General features: G+C 67.7%; 16 protein-coding genes. 12 read left to right on the top strand and 4 right to left on the bottom strand.

Annotated features, from left to right (window positions below):
• Positions 1-267: 267 nt before the first annotated feature.
• From F3I16_RS14045 to F3I16_RS14020, 6 genes are all read left to right on the top strand, one after another.
• Positions 268-933, top strand: a complete 666-nt coding sequence (locus F3I16_RS14045; protein ID WP_160494199.1) for an ABC transporter ATP-binding protein — start codon at positions 268-270, stop codon at positions 931-933.
• A complete protein-coding gene (locus F3I16_RS14040) occupies positions 933-3,401 on the top strand; it encodes an FtsX-like permease family protein (protein WP_160494198.1) in 2,469 nt (822 codons plus the stop codon). Before F3I16_RS14045 ends, F3I16_RS14040 begins: the two co-directional genes overlap by 1 nt.
• Positions 3,391-4,461 carry a lipocalin-like domain-containing protein gene (locus F3I16_RS14035; RefSeq protein ID WP_160494197.1) on the top strand — a complete coding sequence of 357 codons (1,071 nt, stop codon included), beginning with the start codon at positions 3,391-3,393 and terminating at the stop codon, positions 4,459-4,461. Before F3I16_RS14040 ends, F3I16_RS14035 begins: the two co-directional genes overlap by 11 nt.
• A 123-nt stretch (positions 4,462-4,584) precedes the next feature.
• Complete coding sequence (locus F3I16_RS14030; RefSeq protein ID WP_160494196.1) at positions 4,585-4,893, top strand: putative quinol monooxygenase; 309 nt, start codon at positions 4,585-4,587, stop codon at positions 4,891-4,893.
• Positions 4,894-4,935: 42 nt separating this feature from the next.
• Positions 4,936-6,036, top strand: coding sequence for an NADH:flavin oxidoreductase/NADH oxidase (locus F3I16_RS14025; protein ID WP_160494195.1), 1,101 nt, complete (start codon positions 4,936-4,938; stop codon positions 6,034-6,036).
• Positions 6,037-6,252: 216 nt separating this feature from the next.
• Positions 6,253-6,909, top strand: coding sequence for a cupin domain-containing protein (locus tag F3I16_RS14020; protein WP_160494194.1), 657 nt, complete (start codon positions 6,253-6,255; stop codon positions 6,907-6,909).
• Positions 6,910-7,049: 140 nt separating this feature from the next.
• Here F3I16_RS14020 and F3I16_RS14015 read toward each other — a convergent pair whose 3' ends face one another.
• Positions 7,050-8,279: an NADH:flavin oxidoreductase/NADH oxidase family protein gene (locus F3I16_RS14015; RefSeq protein ID WP_160494193.1), complete on the bottom strand. Its 1,230-nt coding sequence runs from the start codon at positions 8,277-8,279 to the stop codon at positions 7,050-7,052.
• Positions 8,280-8,356: 77 nt separating this feature from the next.
• On the opposite strand from F3I16_RS14015, the gene F3I16_RS14010 reads away from it, so the two are divergent.
• The 3 genes from F3I16_RS14010 to F3I16_RS14000 all read left to right on the top strand — a co-directional run bounded on the left by F3I16_RS14010 (position 8,357) and on the right by F3I16_RS14000 (position 10,526).
• Positions 8,357-8,773, top strand: a complete 417-nt coding sequence (locus F3I16_RS14010; protein ID WP_160494192.1) for a MerR family transcriptional regulator — start codon at positions 8,357-8,359, stop codon at positions 8,771-8,773.
• A 304-nt stretch (positions 8,774-9,077) separates the two neighbouring features.
• The gene (locus tag F3I16_RS14005) at positions 9,078-9,491 is read left to right on the top strand and encodes an HPF/RaiA family ribosome-associated protein (RefSeq protein WP_160494191.1); all 414 of its coding nucleotides are present in this window, start codon (positions 9,078-9,080) and stop codon (positions 9,489-9,491) included.
• Positions 9,492-9,833: 342 nt separating this feature from the next.
• Entirely contained in the window at positions 9,834-10,526 is a 693-nt protein-coding gene (locus F3I16_RS14000; protein WP_160494190.1) for a B3/4 domain-containing protein, read from the top strand.
• 219 nt (positions 10,527-10,745) lie between these two features.
• Here the strand turns inward: F3I16_RS14000 and norR are convergent, their stop codons facing one another.
• Positions 10,746-12,293, bottom strand: coding sequence for a nitric oxide reductase transcriptional regulator NorR (norR, locus tag F3I16_RS13995; RefSeq protein WP_160494189.1), 1,548 nt, complete (start codon positions 12,291-12,293; stop codon positions 10,746-10,748).
• Between the two features lie 149 nt (positions 12,294-12,442).
• On the opposite strand from norR, the gene F3I16_RS13990 reads away from it, so the two are divergent.
• Entirely contained in the window at positions 12,443-12,796 is a 354-nt protein-coding gene (locus tag F3I16_RS13990; RefSeq protein ID WP_160494188.1) for a YMGG-like glycine zipper-containing protein, read from the top strand.
• A 175-nt stretch (positions 12,797-12,971) separates the two neighbouring features.
• Positions 12,972-13,832: a CAP domain-containing protein gene (locus F3I16_RS13985; RefSeq protein WP_160494187.1), complete on the top strand. Its 861-nt coding sequence runs from the start codon at positions 12,972-12,974 to the stop codon at positions 13,830-13,832.
• Positions 13,833-13,868: 36 nt separating this feature from the next.
• Here the strand turns inward: F3I16_RS13985 and F3I16_RS13980 are convergent, their stop codons facing one another.
• Positions 13,869-14,486, bottom strand: coding sequence for a TetR/AcrR family transcriptional regulator (locus tag F3I16_RS13980; RefSeq protein ID WP_160494186.1), 618 nt, complete (start codon positions 14,484-14,486; stop codon positions 13,869-13,871).
• 150 nt (positions 14,487-14,636) lie between these two features.
• Between F3I16_RS13980 and F3I16_RS13975 the strand changes: the two genes are divergently transcribed.
• Positions 14,637-15,077 carry a hotdog fold domain-containing protein gene (locus F3I16_RS13975; protein ID WP_160494185.1) on the top strand — a complete coding sequence of 147 codons (441 nt, stop codon included), beginning with the start codon at positions 14,637-14,639 and terminating at the stop codon, positions 15,075-15,077.
• Between the two features lie 139 nt (positions 15,078-15,216).
• Here the strand turns inward: F3I16_RS13975 and katG are convergent, their stop codons facing one another.
• Positions 15,217-17,427, bottom strand: coding sequence for a catalase/peroxidase HPI (gene katG, locus F3I16_RS13970; RefSeq protein WP_160494184.1), 2,211 nt, complete (start codon positions 17,425-17,427; stop codon positions 15,217-15,219).
• Positions 17,428-17,485: the final 58 nt, after the last annotated feature.

Here is a 17,485-nt window from a genome sequence, read left to right as displayed (position 1 = left end):
GTGCAGAGTGAAACGGGCGGCGCTGGTCCGCCCTGACAAGGTCGCCATCATAACCAATTGCCGCGTGGCCTTGGTCGATCCTCGCACGGCAGCCGGCATGCTGCTGGTCTATGGCGGCGCAAAGTCCGATCATGGGTCGGTCTGGGCGGACGCCAGGTCGTCGGCCCGGCACGGGCTCTCCGGTGCCTGCACGCCTGGTTCGCGGCTCAAGCCGCTCCTACGCTGTGTAGGGGATTGAGGCTATATCGCTAGGAGGCATTGCTGCCGATGCTGATCGTCGAGAACCTGCACAAGTCGTTCGCCACCGCCCAGGGCAACCTGGCGGTGCTGCGTGGGGTCGATCTGCAGTTGCCCGGTGGCAGCAGCTTGGCGCTGATGGGCGAGTCCGGCAGCGGCAAGAGTACGTTGCTGCACCTGGTGGCCGGCCTGGAACGGCCCGACAGCGGGCGCATCCTGATCGACGGTGTGCCGCTGGACGGCCGCCGCGAGGCCGAGCTGGCACGCTGGCGCCGCGAAGGCGTCGGCCTGGTGTTCCAGCAGTACAACCTGATCAGCAGCCTCGGCGTGGCGGCCAACCTGGCGTTCCAGGCGCGCCTGGCCGGCCGTCATGATCCGGCCTGGGTCGCCTACCTGGCCGAGCGCCTGGGCCTGAGTCCCTTGCTGCAGCGCTATCCGGAACAGCTCTCCGGTGGCCAACAGCAACGGGTGGCCATCGGCCGGGCCCTGGCCTCCCGCCCGTCGCTGGTGCTGGCCGACGAACCCACCGGCAGCCTGGACGAGGCGAGCAGCGAGGCGGTGCTCGACCTGCTCCTGCAACTGGTCGGCGAGGCCGGCAGCAGCCTGCTGATGGTCACCCACAGCGCCCGTCTGGCCGCCCGCCTGGAACACAGCCTGTACCTGCACCTGGGGCGGGTCGCGGCGGTGCAGGCCTGATGGGCCTGCTGCGCATCAGCCTGCAGGCGCTGCTCAGCCACTGGCGGCGCCATCCGCTGCAGTTCTTCAGCATCCTCACCGGTCTGTGGCTGGCCACCGCGCTGTGGACCGGGGTGCAGGCGCTGAACAGCCAGGCGCGTGCCGACTATGCTCGCGCCAGCGCCGTGCTGGCCGGCCCGGCACAGGCGCAACTGGTGGCGCGCCAGGGTCCGCGTTTCGCCCAGGCCGCCTATGTGCAGCTGCGCCGCAGCGGCTGGCCGGTGTCGCCGCTGCTGGAAGGGCGCCTGCGTTTCGCCGGCGAGGAGCCGCTGAGCGTGCAACTGCTCGGCATCGAGCCGCTGAGCCTGCCGCACGGCAGCGAGGTGGCCGGGCGTCCCGCCGATGACCTGGATATCGCCGGCTTCCTCGGCAGTCCGGGGCAGGCCTGGATTGCCGCCGACACCCTGCAACGCCTCGGCCTGCAGGCTGGCGAGCAGGCGCTCACGGTCGATGGTCAGCGCCTGCCGCCGCTGCAGGTGCAGGAACAACTGGCACCCGGGGTGATCGTGGTCGATATCGGCCAGGCCCAGCGCCTGTTGCAGGCGCCGGAGCAGCTGTCGCGCCTGCTGCTGCCGGCGGATTTCGCCACCCGCGCGCTACCGGGCGAGCTGCAGGCCGTGCTGAAGCTGCAACCGGCCGCCGATGGCGATGACCTGCAGCGCCTCACCCAGAGCTTCCACCTCAACCTCACGGCCCTCGGTCTGCTGGCCTTTATCGTCGGCCTGTTTATCGTGCATGCCGCCATCGGTCTGGCCCTGGAGCAGCGCCGCGGCCTGCTGCGCACCCTGCGCGCCTGCGGCGTTAGCCTGGGCGGGCTGCTCGGCGCGCTGGCCATCGAGCTGGGCCTGTTCGCCCTGCTCAGCGGCCTGGCCGGGGTGGCCAGCGGTTATGCGTTGGCCAGCCTGTTGCTGGCCGATGTCGCCGCCAGCCTGCGCGGCCTGTATGGCGCCGAAGTGGCCGGCCAGCTGAGCCTGGCGCCGCAGTGGTGGCTGGTCGGGCTGGCCATCAGTTTGCTGGGTGCCTTGCTCGCCGGCGCCAGCAGCCTGCTGCGTGCGGCCAACCTGCCGTTGCTGGCGCTGGCCCAGCCGCAGGCCTGGCGCCTGGCCCAGGGTCTGTGGCTGCGGCGTCAGGCCTGGCTGGCGGCCGGGCTGCTGCTGTTGGCGCTGGCCTGCTGGCGTTTCGGCGACAGCCTGCTGACGGCCTTCGCCCTGCTCGCCGCCTTGCTCCTGGCCGCGGCGCTGCTGTTGCCGGCCTTGCTGGATGGTGCCCTGGCGCTGCTCGCCCGGCGTTGTCGCGGACCGTTGAGTGAATGGTTCGTCGCCGACAGTCGCCAGCAGCTGCCGGCCCTGGCCCTGGCGCTGATGGCCCTGCTGCTGGCCCTGGCGGCCAGCGTCGGGGTGGGCAGCATGACCGAGGGTTTTCGCCAGACCTTTACCGGCTGGCTCGACCAGCGCCTGTCCGCCGAGCTGTACCTGGCGCCGCGCGACACCGAGCAGGCTGAGCAGATCAGTACCTGGCTCGAGGTACAGCCAGGCATCACGATCCTGCCGAACTGGCGCGTTGACCTGCGCCTGCAGGGCTGGCCGACGCAGCTGCAGGGCATCGTCGATCACCCCAGCTACCGCCAGCACTGGCCGCTGCTGGAACAGCAGGACGGCGCCTGGACGCAGCTGGCGGCGGGGCAGGGCGTGCTGCTCAGCGAGCAACTGGCGCGCCGGCTCAAGCTGCGCCTGGGCGATACGCTGACGCTGCCGGCGGCGGACGGCGAACAGCGCCTGCCGGTGCTCGGCCTGTATGCCGACTACGGCAACCCCAAGGGCCATCTGCTGGTGAACGCCGGCTGGCTGCGCCGACACTGGCCGGACGCCAGCCTGAACAACCTCAGCCTGCGCCTGCCGGCCGCGCGGGTCGCGCCGCTCAAGTCCGAGCTGGAGCAGCGCTACGAGTTGGATGGCAGCCGGCTGATCGACCAGGCCTCGCTCAAGCGCTGGTCGACTCGGGTGTTCGAGCGCACCTTTGCCGCCACCGCCGCGCTCAACAGCCTGACCCTCGGCGTGGCCGGCGTGGCGCTGTTCATCAGCCTGCTGACCCTCGGCCAGAGTCGCCTGGGCCAGCTGGCGCCGCTCTGGGCCCTGGGCCTGGGGCGGGCGCGCTTGGCCTGGCTGAGCCTGGGGCAGACGCTGCTGCTGGCCAGCCTCACCGTGCTGCTGGCCATGCCCCTGGGCCTGCTGCTGGCCTGGTGCCTGGTGGCGGTGGTCAACGTGCAGGCCTTCGGCTGGCGCCTGCCGCTGCATGTCTTTCCTGCCCAGTTGCTGCAGCTGGGCCTGCTCGGCCTGCTCACCAGCCTGCTGGCCGCTGCCGGGCCGTTGTGGCAACTGGCGCGCCACCAGCCGGCCGATTTGTTGAGGCAATTCGCCGATGAACGCTAGAACGCTATTGCTGCTGGCTGCAGTGCTGCTTGGCGGTTGCGACCAGGCGCCAGCGCCGAGCGCCGGTTTCGCCGGCCTGGGCCAGGATGTCGCCGGCTTCAGCGCGGTCGAGCCGGGCCGGGCGCTGCAGTTCCCGGCCGACCACGGCGCCCACCACGGCTATCGCATCGAATGGTGGTACGTCACCGCCAACCTGACCGACGAGCAGGGTCGCGACTGGGGCGTGCAGTGGACGCTGTTCCGCTCGGCGCTGCGCCCGGGCGCCGAGCAGGCCGGCTGGGACAGCCCCAATCTGTGGCTGGGCCATGCCGGCCTGAGCGGGCCGTTCGGTCACCAGTTCGCCGAGCGCCTGGGCCGTGGCGGTATCGGCCAGGCCGGGGTGGCGGCGCAGCCGTTCCATGCCTGGATCGACGACTGGTCGCTGCACAGCACGAGCGGCGAGGGCTTGCAGCAGCTGCAGATGCAGGCCGCCGGCGCGGACTTTCGCTACGACCTGCAACTGCGCGCCGACGGCCCGCTGGTGCTGCACGGCGCGCAGGGCTACAGCGAGAAATCCGGCCAGGGCCAGGCCTCCTACTACTACAGCCAGCCGTTCTACCGGGTCAGCGGCATGATCGAGCAGGGCGGCCAGCGCCACCGGGTCAGCGGTCAGGCCTGGCTCGACCGCGAATGGAGCAGCCAGCCGCTGGCCGCCGAGCAGCAGGGTTGGGACTGGTTCTCCCTGCACCTGGACGGCGGCGCCAAGCTGATGCTGTTCCAGGTACGCCAGAGTAAGGGTCAGCCCTATCGCGCCGGCACCTGGATCGGCGCAGACGGCCGCGCCAACGCGCTGCGCGGCGAGCAGATCCAGCTCAGCCCGCTGGCCAGTACCGAGCTGGACAACGGCCGCCGGCTGCCGACCCGCTGGCGCGTGCAGGTGGCGGGCCAGGGCGTGGATGTCGAGGTCGAGGCCCTGCAGCCGCAGGCCTGGATGGACACCACCTTCCCTTACTGGGAAGGCCCGGTGCGCCTGCGCGGCAGCGTCGGCGGGCGCGGCTATCTGGAGATGACCGGTTACTGAACTGCGCTGCCCGCCGGTGCGGACTATTCAATTCATCGATACTGGTCATCAAGACGTTCGAATTATCGCCGCACGGCTCGGTCACTAAGATGCCCCACAGATTCCAGCCGTGGGGAACCCGCTATGCCGATTGCCTTGTTTGCCAGCCTGACTGCCCAGCCCGAACAGCGTGCCGCCCTCGAACAGGCGTTGCGCCAGATGGTCGAGGCCAGCCGCCGTGAGCCCGGCAACCTGCGCTACGACCTGTTCGTGCGTGGCGATGACGCGGCGACCTTTGACCTGTTCGAGCTGTATGCCGACGAAGCGGCGGTGGCTGCTCACCGTGGCAGCGCCCACTACCAGGCCTTCCGCGCGCTGATCGGCGACTGGCTGGCCGCGCCGGTGGAGGTGCGCAGCGCCGCTGCCCTCGACCTGGCTCCTTTCAATTCCTGAGGCGCTTCGCGCCGCTCTGATTCACTTTCGTGAGGATTGACGATGTCTGCTCTGTTTTCTCCGTTCCAGCTCAAGGATGTCACCCTGCGCAACCGCATCGCGGTACCGCCCATGTGCCAGTACAGCGCCATTGAGGGCGTTACCACTGACTGGCACCTGCACCATTACGCCGGCCTGGCCCGTGGCGGCGCCGGCCTAGTGATAGTCGAGGCCACGGCGGTATCCCCGGAAGGGCGCATCAGCCCCGGCTGCACCGGCCTGTGGAATGACCAGCAGGCCGAGGGCATGGCGCGTATCGCCCAGGCGATCAAGGCCGGTGGCGCGGTGCCCGGCATCCAGATCGCTCACGCCGGGCGCAAGGCCAGCGCCAACCGTCCCTGGGAAGGCGACGACCATATCGCCGAGGGCGATGCGCGCGGTTGGCAGACCATCGCCCCATCGGCCGTGGCCTTCGGCGCGCACCTGCCCAAGGTGCCCCAGGCCATGAGCCTGGATGACATCGCCCGGGTCAAGGCCGACTTCGTCGCCGCCGCCCGCCGTGCCCGCGATGCCGGTTTCGAATGGCTGGAGCTGCACTTCGCCCACGGCTACCTGGCACAGAGCTTCTTCAGCGCGCACTCCAACCGGCGCGACGATGCCTACGGTGGCGACTTCGCCGGACGCAGCCGCTTCCTCCTGGAAACCCTGGCGGCGGTGCGCGAAGTGTGGCCGGCCAACTTGCCGCTGACGGCGCGTTTCGGCGTGATCGAGTACGACGGGCGCGACGAGGAAACCCTGGCCGAGTCCATCGAACTGGCCAAGGCCATGCGCCGCGGTGGCCTGGATCTGCTCAGCGTCAGCGTCGGTTTCACCATCCCTGAAACCAGCATTCCATGGGGGCCAGCCTTCCTGGCGCCGATCGCTGAGCGGGTCCGCCGTGAGGCGGAACTGCCGGTGGCCTCGTCCTGGGGCATCGATGCGCCGGCCAACGCCGAGCGCGTGGTGGTCGAGGGGCAAATGGATCTGGTGATGGTCGGTCGTGCCCACCTGGCCAACCCGCACTGGCCGTTGCAGGCAGCGCAGCAGCTCGGGGTCGAGCGGCCCACCTGGGTCCTGCCGGCGCCTTATGCGCACTGGCTGCAGCGCTACCAGGTCGCGCAATAAGCCCAAAGGGCCCGGCATGCCGGGCCCTTTGCGTTTAGCCAGCGCCAGCACGAGGCCTAAGTTTTTCGTGGGAGCGGATTTATCCGCGATGCTTTCGAGGCAAACGGCATCGCGGATAAATCCGCTCCCACAAAGGCTTCGACGCACCCTTGGTGACGTGACAAACCGCTTCGAATGGCATCAACTCTCTAGATCCTCCATAGATATCCAACGGCCATGCAGATCAACGCCGACTTCAGCCAACGCGCCCTCATCCGCCCCGGCGACAGCCCCTGGGTGCCATCGCCGATGGCTGGGGTGGAGCGAATCATGCTCGACCGCATCGGTGAGGAACTGGCGCGGGCCACCTCCATCGTGCGCTATGCCGCCGGGTCGCACTTCAGCGAACACTCGCATCCGGGTGGAGAGGAGTTTCTGGTGCTGGACGGGGTGTTCTCCGACGAGCGTGGCGACTACCCGGCCGGGACCTATGTGCGCAACCCGATCGGCAGCCATCACGCACCGTTCAGCCGGGAAGGCTGCACTATCTTCGTCAAGCTCATGCAGTTCGCCGCCGATGATCGGCAGCCGGTGGTGATCGACAGCCACTCGGCCGCCTGGCTACCGGGGCTGGTGCAAGGGCTACAGGTACTGCCGCTGCATCAGCATGGCACCGAGCACGTGGCGCTGGTGCGCTGGGCGCGGGGCACGCGCTTCAACCGTCATCGGCACTGGGGTGGCGAGGAAATCCTGGTGCTCGAAGGCACCTTCCAGGACGAATTCGGCGACTACCCGGCCGGCAGTTGGCTGCGCAGCCCGCACCTGTCCGAACACACGCCGTTCAGCGATGCAGGCTGCCTGATCTGGGTCAAGACCGGGCATCTGCCGGCTTAGCAGGCCGTTGAAAAACTACCTGCGTTGCCGATACTGCGTTGAAAACGACCTCAAAATGCTCATTTACAACACGTAAACTGCGCTTTTTCGGCCGTTTTCGCCTTGTCTCGGCTGCCTCGCCAACATTTTTCAACGGCCTGTTAGCCGGCAGCCATCAAACGCTTGTACAGGCGGGTGCGCCGTGCGGTTTTAAGCTGCTCCGCGAGCAGTGCGCGCAGCGGCGACACGTTCGGCTTGGGCCGGCCGCCGCGACTGAGGCGGTGCATCTGGAACTTCACCATGGCCATGTAGGCCAGCGAGGCCAGGGCCTTGTGCTTCCAGCGGATCGGCGCCAGCTCGGCGCTGATCTGCCGCTCGCCGGCCTGCCAGCGGCGCGGCAGGTTCGGCTCGATGGCCAGGGCGGTGGCGATACCGGCCATGGCCACGCCGCTGGCCAGCACCTGCTCGACCACCGGCAGGCGGCGGATGCCGCCGGTGACCATCAGCGGCATCCTGGCCACCGCGGCGATCTCCCCGGCGAATTCGAGGAAGTAGGCTTCGCGCGCCAGGGTGCGGCCGTCGCGGGCATCGCCCTGCATGGCCGGCGCCTCGTAGCTGCCGCCGGACAGCTCGACCAGATCTACCCGCAGTTCGCCAAGCATCTGCACCACGCGCTTGGCATCGGCGCCGTCGAAGCCGCCGCGCTGGAAATCCGCCGAGTTGAGCTTGACCGCCACGCAGAAGCCAGGCGCCACCACGGCGCGCACCGCCTTGACCACTTCCAGCAGCAGGCGCGCGCGGTTCTCCAGCGGGCCGCCCCAGCTGTCCGTGCGCTGGTTGCTGATGGGCGAGAGGAACTGGCTGAGCAGGTAGCCGTGCGCGGCGTGGATCTGCACGCCGCTGAAGCCGGCCTGTTCGGCCAGTTGCGCGGTGCGGGCGAAACGCTGGATCAGCGCGCCGATTTCCTCGTCGCCGAGCGCCTTGGGCACTGGAAACAGCTTCGACAGGCCGCCCAGCTCCAGGGCCACGGCCGACGGCGCCACGGTCTGCTGGCCGAGGTTGGCCTGCATCTGCCGGCCGGGGTGGTTGATCTGCATCCAGAACTGCGCGCCCTGGGCGCGACCGATGCGTGCCCACTCGCGGAACTTGTCCAGCTGGCGATCGTCTTCCAGCACCACGCCGCCGGGGCCGGTCATGGCGCGGCGGTCGACCATAACGTTGCCGGTCAGCAGCAGCCCGGCACCTCCTTCGGCCCAGGCCAGGTACAGGCGCAGCAGCTCGGCGGACGGGCCCTGGCTGGCGTCGGCCAGGTTCTCTTCCATCGCCGCCTTGGCGATGCGGTTGGGGATGACGGTGCCGTTGGGCAGTTGCAGGGCTTGGAAGGCGGTCATGGCGGACTCCGGGGTGGCAGGTGGAGCAAGCCTAAGGTTAAAGTCAACTTTAAGGTCAATAGTCCGGAGTAGACAAAATGAAGATCGGTGAACTGGCCAGCCGCAGCGGCCTGGCGCCGTCGCGCATCCGCTTCTACGAGGCCAGCGGGCTGATCGCCGCCCAGCGCCAGGCCAACGGCTACCGCGAGTACCCGGAGCAGACGGTGCAGACCCTCGGCCTCATCGCCTGCGCCCAGCAGTCCGGTTTCAGCCTGGAGGAGATCCGCCGCCTGTTGCCGGGCAGCGAGCAGCAGGACTGGGCTCACGACGAGCTGCTGGCCAGCCTGCAGCGCAAGGTCGGCGAGATCGAGGCCATGCAGCAGCGCCTGGCGCAGAACAAGGCGCAACTGCTGGGCATCATCGCCGGCATCGAGAGCAAACCGGAAGGCATGCCGTGCACGGAAAACGCCGAGCGGGTGCTGGCCAACCTGCGGGACGCGGGGCCGGGCGAGTAGGGGCGGCAATCTGCCGACACAGTCGCGACCAGGGTATTAGCACGCAGTGTTTGCCTGGCCGGCGCGACTGTAGTAAGACTTAGCCAAGGACTGAATTCAACCAGCCTTGGCCAAAGAGCCAGAGCTGATTCGATGTTGTGTGGCACTGCCGGGGGATACGAAGTCGATAGCGCACGCGAAGTGCTCGGATCATTACGCTGCATTTCCCCGCAGCAGCAGGCATCACCATGGGAGACGTTGCACCAGCCTGAACCTCAGCGGCCGCACCACCTCGAAACAACACCCAGTAAAACGAGGAAGCCCTATGCAAGTTCAAGTGCACACTAACCAGATCGAAGGCAGTGCTCGGCTTCAGGAGTGGGTCAGCTCCGCCGTATTGGACAAACTCGATCACTTCGACGAGTTCCTGACCCGAGTGGTCGTCCATATCAGCGACGAAAACGCACACAAGGCCGGCGCCGACGACAAGCGCTGCCACATCGAGGCCCGCCCGAAAGGCCACCAGCCGATATCCGTCACCCACAAATCCGAGGAAATGGGCATCGCCGTAGACGGCGCCGTGGAGAAGATGCGCCACGCCCTGGAACACCTGGCCGGTCGCCTGGAAAACAAGGTGGTCTCCACCGGCCGCATCGAAGCCCCGGGCGAGCCGCTGCTCACCGATGCCCTGCTGCAAGAGGAATTCCTGGCCAAACAGGAAGAACTGGAACGCGGCTGAATACCCGGCCCGCCAAGCCAACATGGAAAACCGCCCTTACGGGCGGTTTTTTTATGTTCGGCTGATGGGGGGAAGCGGATAGATTGGTCCAGAAATGGACAGCGGAAAGAGTACTGCATCATTAGAAGTGCTAATGATGCATATGCTCAAATCATCAAGCCTTATGCCTCCTGCCAGTAAGATTGTGAGCGATTGAACCCCGTTCAGAACTCTTGCCCGCGGAGGCGACCCACTTGAAAACCAAGCGCAAAAATCTGGCCCTGAAGCTCGCAGTGCTCGGCGAGGCCTGGGGAAACTACAGCATGAGAAATCTTGGCCATCGTTAATCCCCGGGAGCCGCTTATGTCACCTGTTCTGCCTGTTATTGATCCAAGGATTGCTGAAATTGCCCCTGGTTTTCGCGCCCTGAGCATCTCGGTGGCGGCAGCCCCGATTACCAATCCAGAGGTGGCTGCCGATGAGCTTCGCAACGCCTGCAAGTCTGTCTGTGCCGGGTCGCCGCAATGGGGCGAACCCCATCTGGTTGCGTGGGCTGAAACCTTCAGGCGGTTCGGAGCGAAACCGCAGCGCCCCCCCTGTTCTGTTGACGCGCTGCGAAAGCGCGTGGCTCGCGATGGCAACCTGCCCAGCATCGATCCGGTCGTGGATCTCTACAACGCTATCAGTATCAAATTTGCGATTCCGGTTGGTGGGGAAAACTATGCAGCCTATGTCGGTGCCCCGCGCCTAACAATTGCCGATGGCACAGAGCTTTTTGACACGATCAAGGAAGGCGCTCCTGCAAACGAGTCACCCGAAAAAGGCGAGGTGATCTGGCGAGATGATCTTGGTGTGACCTGCCGCCGATGGAATTGGCGCCAAGGGGTGAGAACCAGGCTTGATGCGACTGCCGAGCAGATGTGGTTCATCCTGGAAAGTCTGCCTGAAATGCCACTTGAGGCATTGCAGGCTGCCGGCAGCGCGCTGATCAGTGGGCTTCAACAAATGATGCCAGGCGCCAAGATTGATCAGCAGCTGGTCGAAGTCGATCACTAGCCACCGAGAGTTTCCTAACACTCGCAGGAGACGGCGGATGTATGGCGGCTTCTGGTCGATCGGTAGCGCTGGTGAGCAAGTAGCCCGATATCCCTAGGGTGCAAAGGGTTACTTGTCCACCCGCTTTTTCGACAGGCAACGCCGGGTCGAAAGCGGCGTTACCCCAGCCGCGCCGGACCCTCTGCTTCGTTATCCGTTTCAGGCCAACCCTTGTGGGTTTCACTTCAGGCCGAGGCGGGCCGCCAGGCGGCTGAGGTTGGCCCGGTCCAGCTCCAGTTCGCGCGCGGCGGCGGTCCAGTTGCCCTGGTGGCGCTCGAGGGCGGCGCCGATCAGCTGGCGCTGGAAGTGCTCGCAGGCCTGGCGCAGTCCCGGCAGCTTCGCGTTGCGCTCGACGGGCAGGTCCGCCTGCGCCGCGCTTGAACTGGCCGGCAGGTCCAGGTCTTCCACGGCGATCGACAGTATCCGCGGGCGTTCCGGTTGGCGGGCCAGGGCCTTGAGCGCGGCGCGGCCGATCAGGTGTTCGAGTTCGCGCACGTTGCCCGGCCAGTCGTAGTCGAGCAGCGCCGCCTGGGCCTCCCGGCTCAGGCGCAGGCCGCGCAGGCGCAGGCGGGGGCGGTTCTGCTCCAGGAAGTTGCCGGCCAGCAGCAGGATGTCGCGGCCGCGTTCGCGCAGGGGCGGCACGTACAGCGGGAACACGCTGAGGCGGTGGTAGAGGTCGGCGCGGAAACGCCCGGCGCGTACTTCCTCGGCGAGGTCGCGGTTGCTGGCCGCGAGGATGCGCACATCGACCTGGTGTTCCCGGTCGGAGCCGACCCGCTGCAGGTGCCCGCTCTGCAGCACGCGCAGCAGCTTGGCCTGCACCGGCAGCGGCAGTTCGCCCACTTCGTCGAGAAACAGGGTGCTGCCGTTGGCTATCTCGAACTTGCCCGCGCGCTCGCTGACCGCGCCGGAGAAGGCGCCGCGGACGTGGCCGAACAGCTCGCTCTCGACCAGGGTCTCGGGCAGGGCGGCGCAGTTCAGGCTGATCAGCGGGCGCTCGGCCCGCGGCGACTGGCGGTGCAGCGCCTGGGCCACCAGCTCCTTGCCGACCCCGGTCTCGCCGCCGATCAGGACGGTCAGTTCGCTGCCGGCGACCAGGGCGATTTCGCCGAGCAGGCGCTGGGTCACCGCGCTCTGGCCGATGATCTGCGCCGGCTGTCGCTGCCCGGCGGCGAGGCGATAGCTTTCGGTCAGGTGGGCCTCGTTTTCCAGGCGGCGCGACAGGCTGTTCATCCGTTCGCCGGCCTGTACCGTGGCGGCGGCCAGGCGCGCCACGGTCTCCAGGTTGTCCAGGGCGATCTGGCCGAAGCGCGACGGGTCCAGCGAGTCCAGGGTCAGCAGGCCCCAGGGCCGTTCGTTGATGAACAGCGGGCAGCCCAGGCAGTCGTGCACCTCGAGCCGGCCGTGGCGGCATTCGACCAGGCCGTCGTAAGGGTCGGGCAGGTCGCAGTCGGCGGCAAAGCGGGTCGCGCCGCGCTGTTCGAGCAGGGCGGCCAGGCGCGGGTGTTCGTCGACCTTGAAGCGGCGGCCCAGGGCGTCGGCGCTGAGCCCGCTGACGGCCAGCGGCACCAGATGGTCCTGCTCCAGGCGCAGCAGGGCGATGGCGTCGCACGGCACCAGTTCGAGCAGGGCGGCGAGCAGGCGCTGGTAGCGTTCGCTGTCCGACAGCTCGCGGGTCAGGTCGTCGAGCAGCGGGAGCATGGCCTGCAGCAGCGGGGTATGGGTCATATTGACTCCGATTAGGTCAGATCAACACGGTCGTTCCATGGTCATAGTGACTCATGTTCGATTCAAGTAATTGATTTTTATCAATTTTGCTGATGGCACGATTAGTGGTTTGTTCTGGATGAGTTAAATCCACTTTCCCTGGAGTCACCATGAAGTCGTCCAACCTGATTGTTCTGTGCCTGAGCCTTGCCTGCACTTCGTTCTCCTTCGCCGACCAGGTGGTCCGCGAGACCACCGATAACACCGCCGGTGCGGCGGTCGGCTCGCTCAGCGGCCTGATGCTGGGTGGTGCCGCCGGAGGGCCGGTCGGCGCCCTGGTCGGCGCCGGGGCCGGCTTCCTTGCCGGCCGCGCGGTGCAGCAGGAGACGGGGCTCAGCGAGCCGGCGTACGAGGTCGAAAACTCGGCGGGCGAGCGCGAGGTGATCCGCTCGCCCAACGCCCGCTTCGCCCTGGGGCAGCGCGTCGAGCGGCAAGGCATCCGCATCCAGCCTGTTGCCGACTGAGCGGGGCCGGGCGCCCGCCTGCGCTGGCGGCGCCCGGCAGCGCCGCCCCGGCTGGGCGCCGAATGGCTCTCTCGCTGGCTGAACCTTGCATGCGCCCGGCAGTCTCACCCCGGCATCCGGAGGCCGCCAGCAGGCGCCTCTGCCGTCGTCAGCCCTGCCGAGTCGTCCGCCGTTCATGCCCAAAACCGTCCGCACCTCCCGTTTCGTTGCGTTTTGCCTGCTGCCCCTGTTGCCGCTGTTCGCCGCTCCCGCCCAGGCCGGCGGGGAGCGGCAGCTGCTGGCGGCCATCAATGACTACCGGGGCCAGCCCCGGCGCTGCGAGAACCGCCAGGTCCGGGCGCTGGCACCGCTGCAGCTGAAGGCGAGCCTGGCCTTGCCGCTCGGCTATGCCGGCCGCTTGCGGGAGACCTTGAAGGCGGCCGGCTATCCGGCGCTGGCGGCGCGCACCATCCGCCTGGGCGGGGCGGCGGATGCCCAGGCCGCCTTTCTCAGGCTGCGCAGCGCTTACTGCGCGGCCCTGCTCGACCCGCAGTTCGCCGATATCGGCGTCAGCCGGCGCGGGCATGAATGGCGAGTGGTGCTGGCGAAACCTTTGCTCGGCGAGCAGCTGGGCGACTGGCGGGCGGCGGGCAAGGCTCTGCTCAGCCAGGTCAACGCGGCCCGGGCGCAGCCGCGCCAGTGTGGTCGGCGGCGCTTCGCCGCCACCCGGCCGCTGGCCTGGAATGCCGCCCTGGGCGCGGCGGCGCAGGAACACAGCCGGGCGATGGCCGATGCCAGCTACTTCGCCCACCAGGGCCCCGACGGCGATTCGCCGGCGGATCGGGCGCGGGCCTCCGGCTACCGTGGCCGGCAGATCGGCGAGAACATCGCCGCCGGGCAGGGCTCGCCGCGCCAGGCGCTGGCGGGCTGGCTGGCCAGCCCCGGGCATTGCGCCAACCTGATGAACCCGCGCTTTACCCAGGTGGGGGCGGCCTATGCGGCGCAACCGCGCAGCGCCGCGGGCATCTACTGGACGATGCTGTTCGGCGCGCCCTGAGGGCGGCCCTTCCGTGTACGGGTGAGCCTCGCCCGGTCAATCCGTGGCGAGCGAGCGCCAGGCGGCTTCGGCCAGCGCCTCGCGGTAGGCCGTTGGCCGGTTGCGCACCCGGCCGGAGAGCCAGGCCCGGCAATAGCTTTCGGCCGGGCCGATGATCAGCGAGGGGATCAGCTCGGCGGGCAGGTGTTGCAGCTCGTCGCTGCGCCCCGGCGCGGCCAGCCACTCCAGCAACTGCCGGTTGCGCGTCTTGTTGCGCGCGGCCAGCTCGTCCTTGAACGGCCCCTTGGTCACGGCAAAGCGCGCGTGGAACTGGAAGCGCGCCCAGTCCGGCTGGCTGTCGACCCAGTCCACATAGCTGTGCACCAGGGCGTGCACGCCTTCCCGGGTGCTTGCGGCCTGGTTCAGGTAGCGCTCGCGCAGCTGGGCCTGGTCATCCAGGGCGGTGAGGAACAGCGCTGCCACCAGGCCTTCCTTGTTGCCGAAGTGGTGGTAGATGGCGCCCACGCTGGTTTCGCAGGCGGCGCGGATCATCTCGATGGTGGTGGCTTCGATGCCCTGCTCGTTGAAGCAGGCAAGCGCCTTTCCGAGGATGCTGCGTTTGAGCTCGGCCCTTCTTCCGGGGTAGCAACGCTCTAGTAGGTCTGACGTTTCCATGCTCGACACGAGGCAAAAATCCCATGGTAAGGCAGACGGCCGCCCGGGGGTAAGCCGGACTCGGCTTGACGTGGCTTCCAAATGCAGAATATTGTTCCGCAACAGAGCATTGTTCTGTTTTAATTTCCAGCATTCCCGCGAGGCATAACCATGAATCAAGTGCTCAGCATGTTCACCAGCGCAGGCCCGGAAGCGTTCAGCAAGATGGCCTGCCAGATGGCACCCTATTTCAGCAGCATCAACCCGCTGGTTTCCGAGCTGCGTGAAGGCCATGCCACGGTCCAGGTGCCCTTCAGCCGCGAGATCACCAACCACCTGGGCACCGTGCATGCGATCGCCATGTGCAATGCCGCCGAACTGGCCGCCGGCATGATGACCAACGTGTCCATCCCCAGCGGCGCGCGCTGGATTCCCAAGGGCATGACGGTCGAGTACCAGGCCAAGGCCAAGAGCAGCGTGACCGCGGTCGCCGATGGCGCGGCGCTGGACTGGGCCAGCGAGGGAGACAAGGTCGTGCCGGTGGTCATCACCGACGCCGATGGCAAGCAGGTGTTTGCCGCGCAGATCACCATGAACGTGAAACTGTCCTGAGCCCGGATGGGCGGGCGGGGCCGCTGTTGCTACTGGCCGCCTGCGGCTGAAAAAGTGCGCCGCCGCCACCCGGTCGGGAAATCCGACTGGATGGCGGCGGCGCATTGGCGGCTGGCCAGCGGACAGCTGGCTCGGGCAATCAGCCCAGATCGAAACGATCCAGGTTCATCACCTTGTCCCAGGCCGCGACGAAGTCGTTGACGAACTTCGCCGGGGCGTCGCTGGTGGCGTAGACCTCGGCGAGGGCACGCAACTGCGAGTTGGAGCCGAACACCAGATCGACCACCGTGCCGGTCCACTTCAGGTCGCCGCTCTTGCGGTCACGCCCTTCCAGCACGCCTTCGGCGCTGGCCGACTTCTGCCACCGGGTGCCCATGTCGAGCAGGTTGACGAAGAAGTCGTTGCTCAGCGTCTCCGGGCGCTGGGTGAACACGCCGTGTTTGGACTGCCCGACGTTGGCGTTGAGGGCGCGCAGGCCGCCGATCAGCACGGTCATTTCCGGCGCCGTCAGGGTCAGCAACTGGGCCTTGTCGATCAGCAGCTCGGCCACCATGCCTTCCAGCCCCTTGCGGGCGTAGTTGCGGAAGCCATCGGCCTGCGGTTCCAGCACGGCGAACGAGTCGACGTCGGTCTGTGCCTGGGAGGCGTCCGTGCGCCCCGGGGTGAAGGGCACCGTGACGCTGACGCCGGCCTTCTTCGCCGCCGCTTCGACCGCCGCGCAGCCGCCCAGGACGATCAGGTCGGCCAGCGAGACTTGCTTGCCGCCGGCTGCCGAGGCATTGAAGTCCTTCTGCACCGCCTCCAGCGCCGCGAGTACCTTGGCCAGTTCGGCCGGCTGGTTGACTTCCCAGTCCTTCTGCGGCGCCAGGCGAATGCGCGCGCCGTTGGCCCCGCCGCGCTTGTCGCTGCCGCGGAAGGTGGCCGCCGAGGCCCAGGCGGTGTTGACCAGCTGGGCGATGGACAGGCCGCTGGCGAGGAGCTTGGCTTTCAGGGCGGCGATGTCCTGGGCATCGACCAGCGGGTGATCCACGGCGGGCACCGGATCCTGCCAGATCAGCTCTTCCTTGGGCACCAGCTTGCCCAGGTAGCGGGCACGCGGGCCCATGTCGCGGTGGGTCAGCTTGAACCAGGCGCGGGCGAAGGCGTCGGCGAACTCCTGCGGGTTCTGGTGGTAGCGCCGCGCGATCTTCTCGTAGGCCGGGTCCATGCGCAGCGACAGGTCGGCGGTGGTCATCATCGGCGGGTGCTTCTTCGACGGGTCGTGGGCGTCGGGAATCATGTGCTCCGGTTTGACGTCCTTGGCCACCCACTGGTGGGCGCCGGCCGGGCTCTTGGTCAGCTCCCACTCGTAGCCGAACAGCATGTCGAAGTAGCCCATGTCCCATTTCGTCGGGTTGGGTTTCCAGGCGCCCTCGATGCCGCTGGTGATGGTGTCTGCGCCCTTGCCGCTGCCGAACTTGTTGATCCAGCCGAGACCCTGTTCCTCGATCGGCGCGGCTTCCGGCTCTGGCCCGACCAGGGCCGCATCACCGGCGCCGTGGGCCTTGCCGAAGGTGTGGCCGCCGGCGGTCAGGGCCACGGTTTCCTCGTCGTTCATCGCCATGCGGGCGAAGGTCTCGCGCACGTCGCGGCCCGAGGCCAGCGGGTCGGGGTTGCCGTCCGGGCCCTGCGGGTTCACGTAGATCAGGCCCATCTGCACGGCGGCCAGCGGGTTGTCCAGCTGGCGATCACCGGAGTAGCGGCTGTTGGGCTGGTCACTGGTGGCCAGCCACTGGGTTTCCGCGCCCCAGTAGATGTCTTCTTCCGGCGCCCAGATGTCTTGGCGCCCGCCGCCGAAGCCGAAGGTCTTGAAGCCCATGGACTCCAGGGCGGCATTGCCGGCGAGGATGAACAGGTCGGCCCAGGACAGCTTGCGTCCGTATTTCTGCTTGATCGGCCACAGCAGGCGGCGGGCCTTGTCCAGGTTGCCGTTGTCCGGCCAGCTGTTGAGCGGGGCGAAGCGCTGGTTGCCGGTGCCGGCGCCGCCGCGGCCGTCGGCGATGCGGTAGGTGCCGGCGGCGTGCCAGGCCATGCGGATCATCAGGCCGCCGTAATGGCCCCAGTCGGCTGGCCACCAGTCCTGGGAGTCGGTCATCAGGGCGGTGAGGTCCTTGACCACGGCGTCCAGGTCGAGGGTCTTGAATTCCTCGGCGTAGTTGAAGTCCTCGCCCATCGGGTCGGACAGGGACGAATGCTGGTGCAGGATCTTCAGGTTGAGTTGATTGGGCCACCAGTCCGCGTTGGACTGGCCGCCGGCGACCGTGTGTGCGCCTGCACCGCCGGAAAATGGGCATTTCGCATCGTTGGACATGATTCTCTCCTGTTGTTGTCTTCACCTAACGAGTCAGTTCAGCTTGGATTCTGGGTAG

Origin of the sequence: Pseudomonas sp. L-22-4S-12 (assembly GCF_009799935.1) — a bacterium.
GTDB lineage: Bacteria > Pseudomonadota > Gammaproteobacteria > Pseudomonadales > Pseudomonadaceae > Aquipseudomonas.
The sequence above is the reverse complement of the archived record's forward strand: the minus strand, read 5'-3'. Positions and strand labels throughout refer to the sequence as shown.

Excerpts from the sequence above, each read along its gene's own strand:
- F3I16_RS14045 (WP_160494199.1), top strand. The coding sequence starts at position 268 with ATGCTGATCGTCGAGAACCTGCACAAGTCGTTCGCCACCGCCCAGGGC.
- F3I16_RS14040 (WP_160494198.1), top strand. The coding sequence starts at position 933 with ATGGGCCTGCTGCGCATCAGCCTGCAGGCGCTGCTCAGCCACTGGCGG.
- F3I16_RS14035 (WP_160494197.1), top strand. The coding sequence starts at position 3,391 with ATGAACGCTAGAACGCTATTGCTGCTGGCTGCAGTGCTGCTTGGCGGT.
- F3I16_RS14030 (WP_160494196.1), top strand. The coding sequence starts at position 4,585 with ATGCCGATTGCCTTGTTTGCCAGCCTGACTGCCCAGCCCGAACAGCGT.
- F3I16_RS14025 (WP_160494195.1), top strand. The coding sequence starts at position 4,936 with ATGTCTGCTCTGTTTTCTCCGTTCCAGCTCAAGGATGTCACCCTGCGC.
- F3I16_RS14020 (WP_160494194.1), top strand. The coding sequence starts at position 6,253 with ATGCAGATCAACGCCGACTTCAGCCAACGCGCCCTCATCCGCCCCGGC.
- F3I16_RS14015 (WP_160494193.1), bottom strand. The coding sequence starts at position 8,279 with ATGACCGCCTTCCAAGCCCTGCAACTGCCCAACGGCACCGTCATCCCC.
- F3I16_RS14010 (WP_160494192.1), top strand. The coding sequence starts at position 8,357 with ATGAAGATCGGTGAACTGGCCAGCCGCAGCGGCCTGGCGCCGTCGCGC.
- F3I16_RS14005 (WP_160494191.1), top strand. The coding sequence starts at position 9,078 with ATGCAAGTTCAAGTGCACACTAACCAGATCGAAGGCAGTGCTCGGCTT.
- F3I16_RS14000 (WP_160494190.1), top strand. The coding sequence starts at position 9,834 with ATGTCACCTGTTCTGCCTGTTATTGATCCAAGGATTGCTGAAATTGCC.
- norR (WP_160494189.1), bottom strand. The coding sequence starts at position 12,293 with ATGACCCATACCCCGCTGCTGCAGGCCATGCTCCCGCTGCTCGACGAC.
- F3I16_RS13990 (WP_160494188.1), top strand. The coding sequence starts at position 12,443 with ATGAAGTCGTCCAACCTGATTGTTCTGTGCCTGAGCCTTGCCTGCACT.
- F3I16_RS13985 (WP_160494187.1), top strand. The coding sequence starts at position 12,972 with ATGCCCAAAACCGTCCGCACCTCCCGTTTCGTTGCGTTTTGCCTGCTG.
- F3I16_RS13980 (WP_160494186.1), bottom strand. The coding sequence starts at position 14,486 with ATGGAAACGTCAGACCTACTAGAGCGTTGCTACCCCGGAAGAAGGGCC.
- F3I16_RS13975 (WP_160494185.1), top strand. The coding sequence starts at position 14,637 with ATGAATCAAGTGCTCAGCATGTTCACCAGCGCAGGCCCGGAAGCGTTC.
- katG (WP_160494184.1), bottom strand. The coding sequence starts at position 17,427 with ATGTCCAACGATGCGAAATGCCCATTTTCCGGCGGTGCAGGCGCACAC.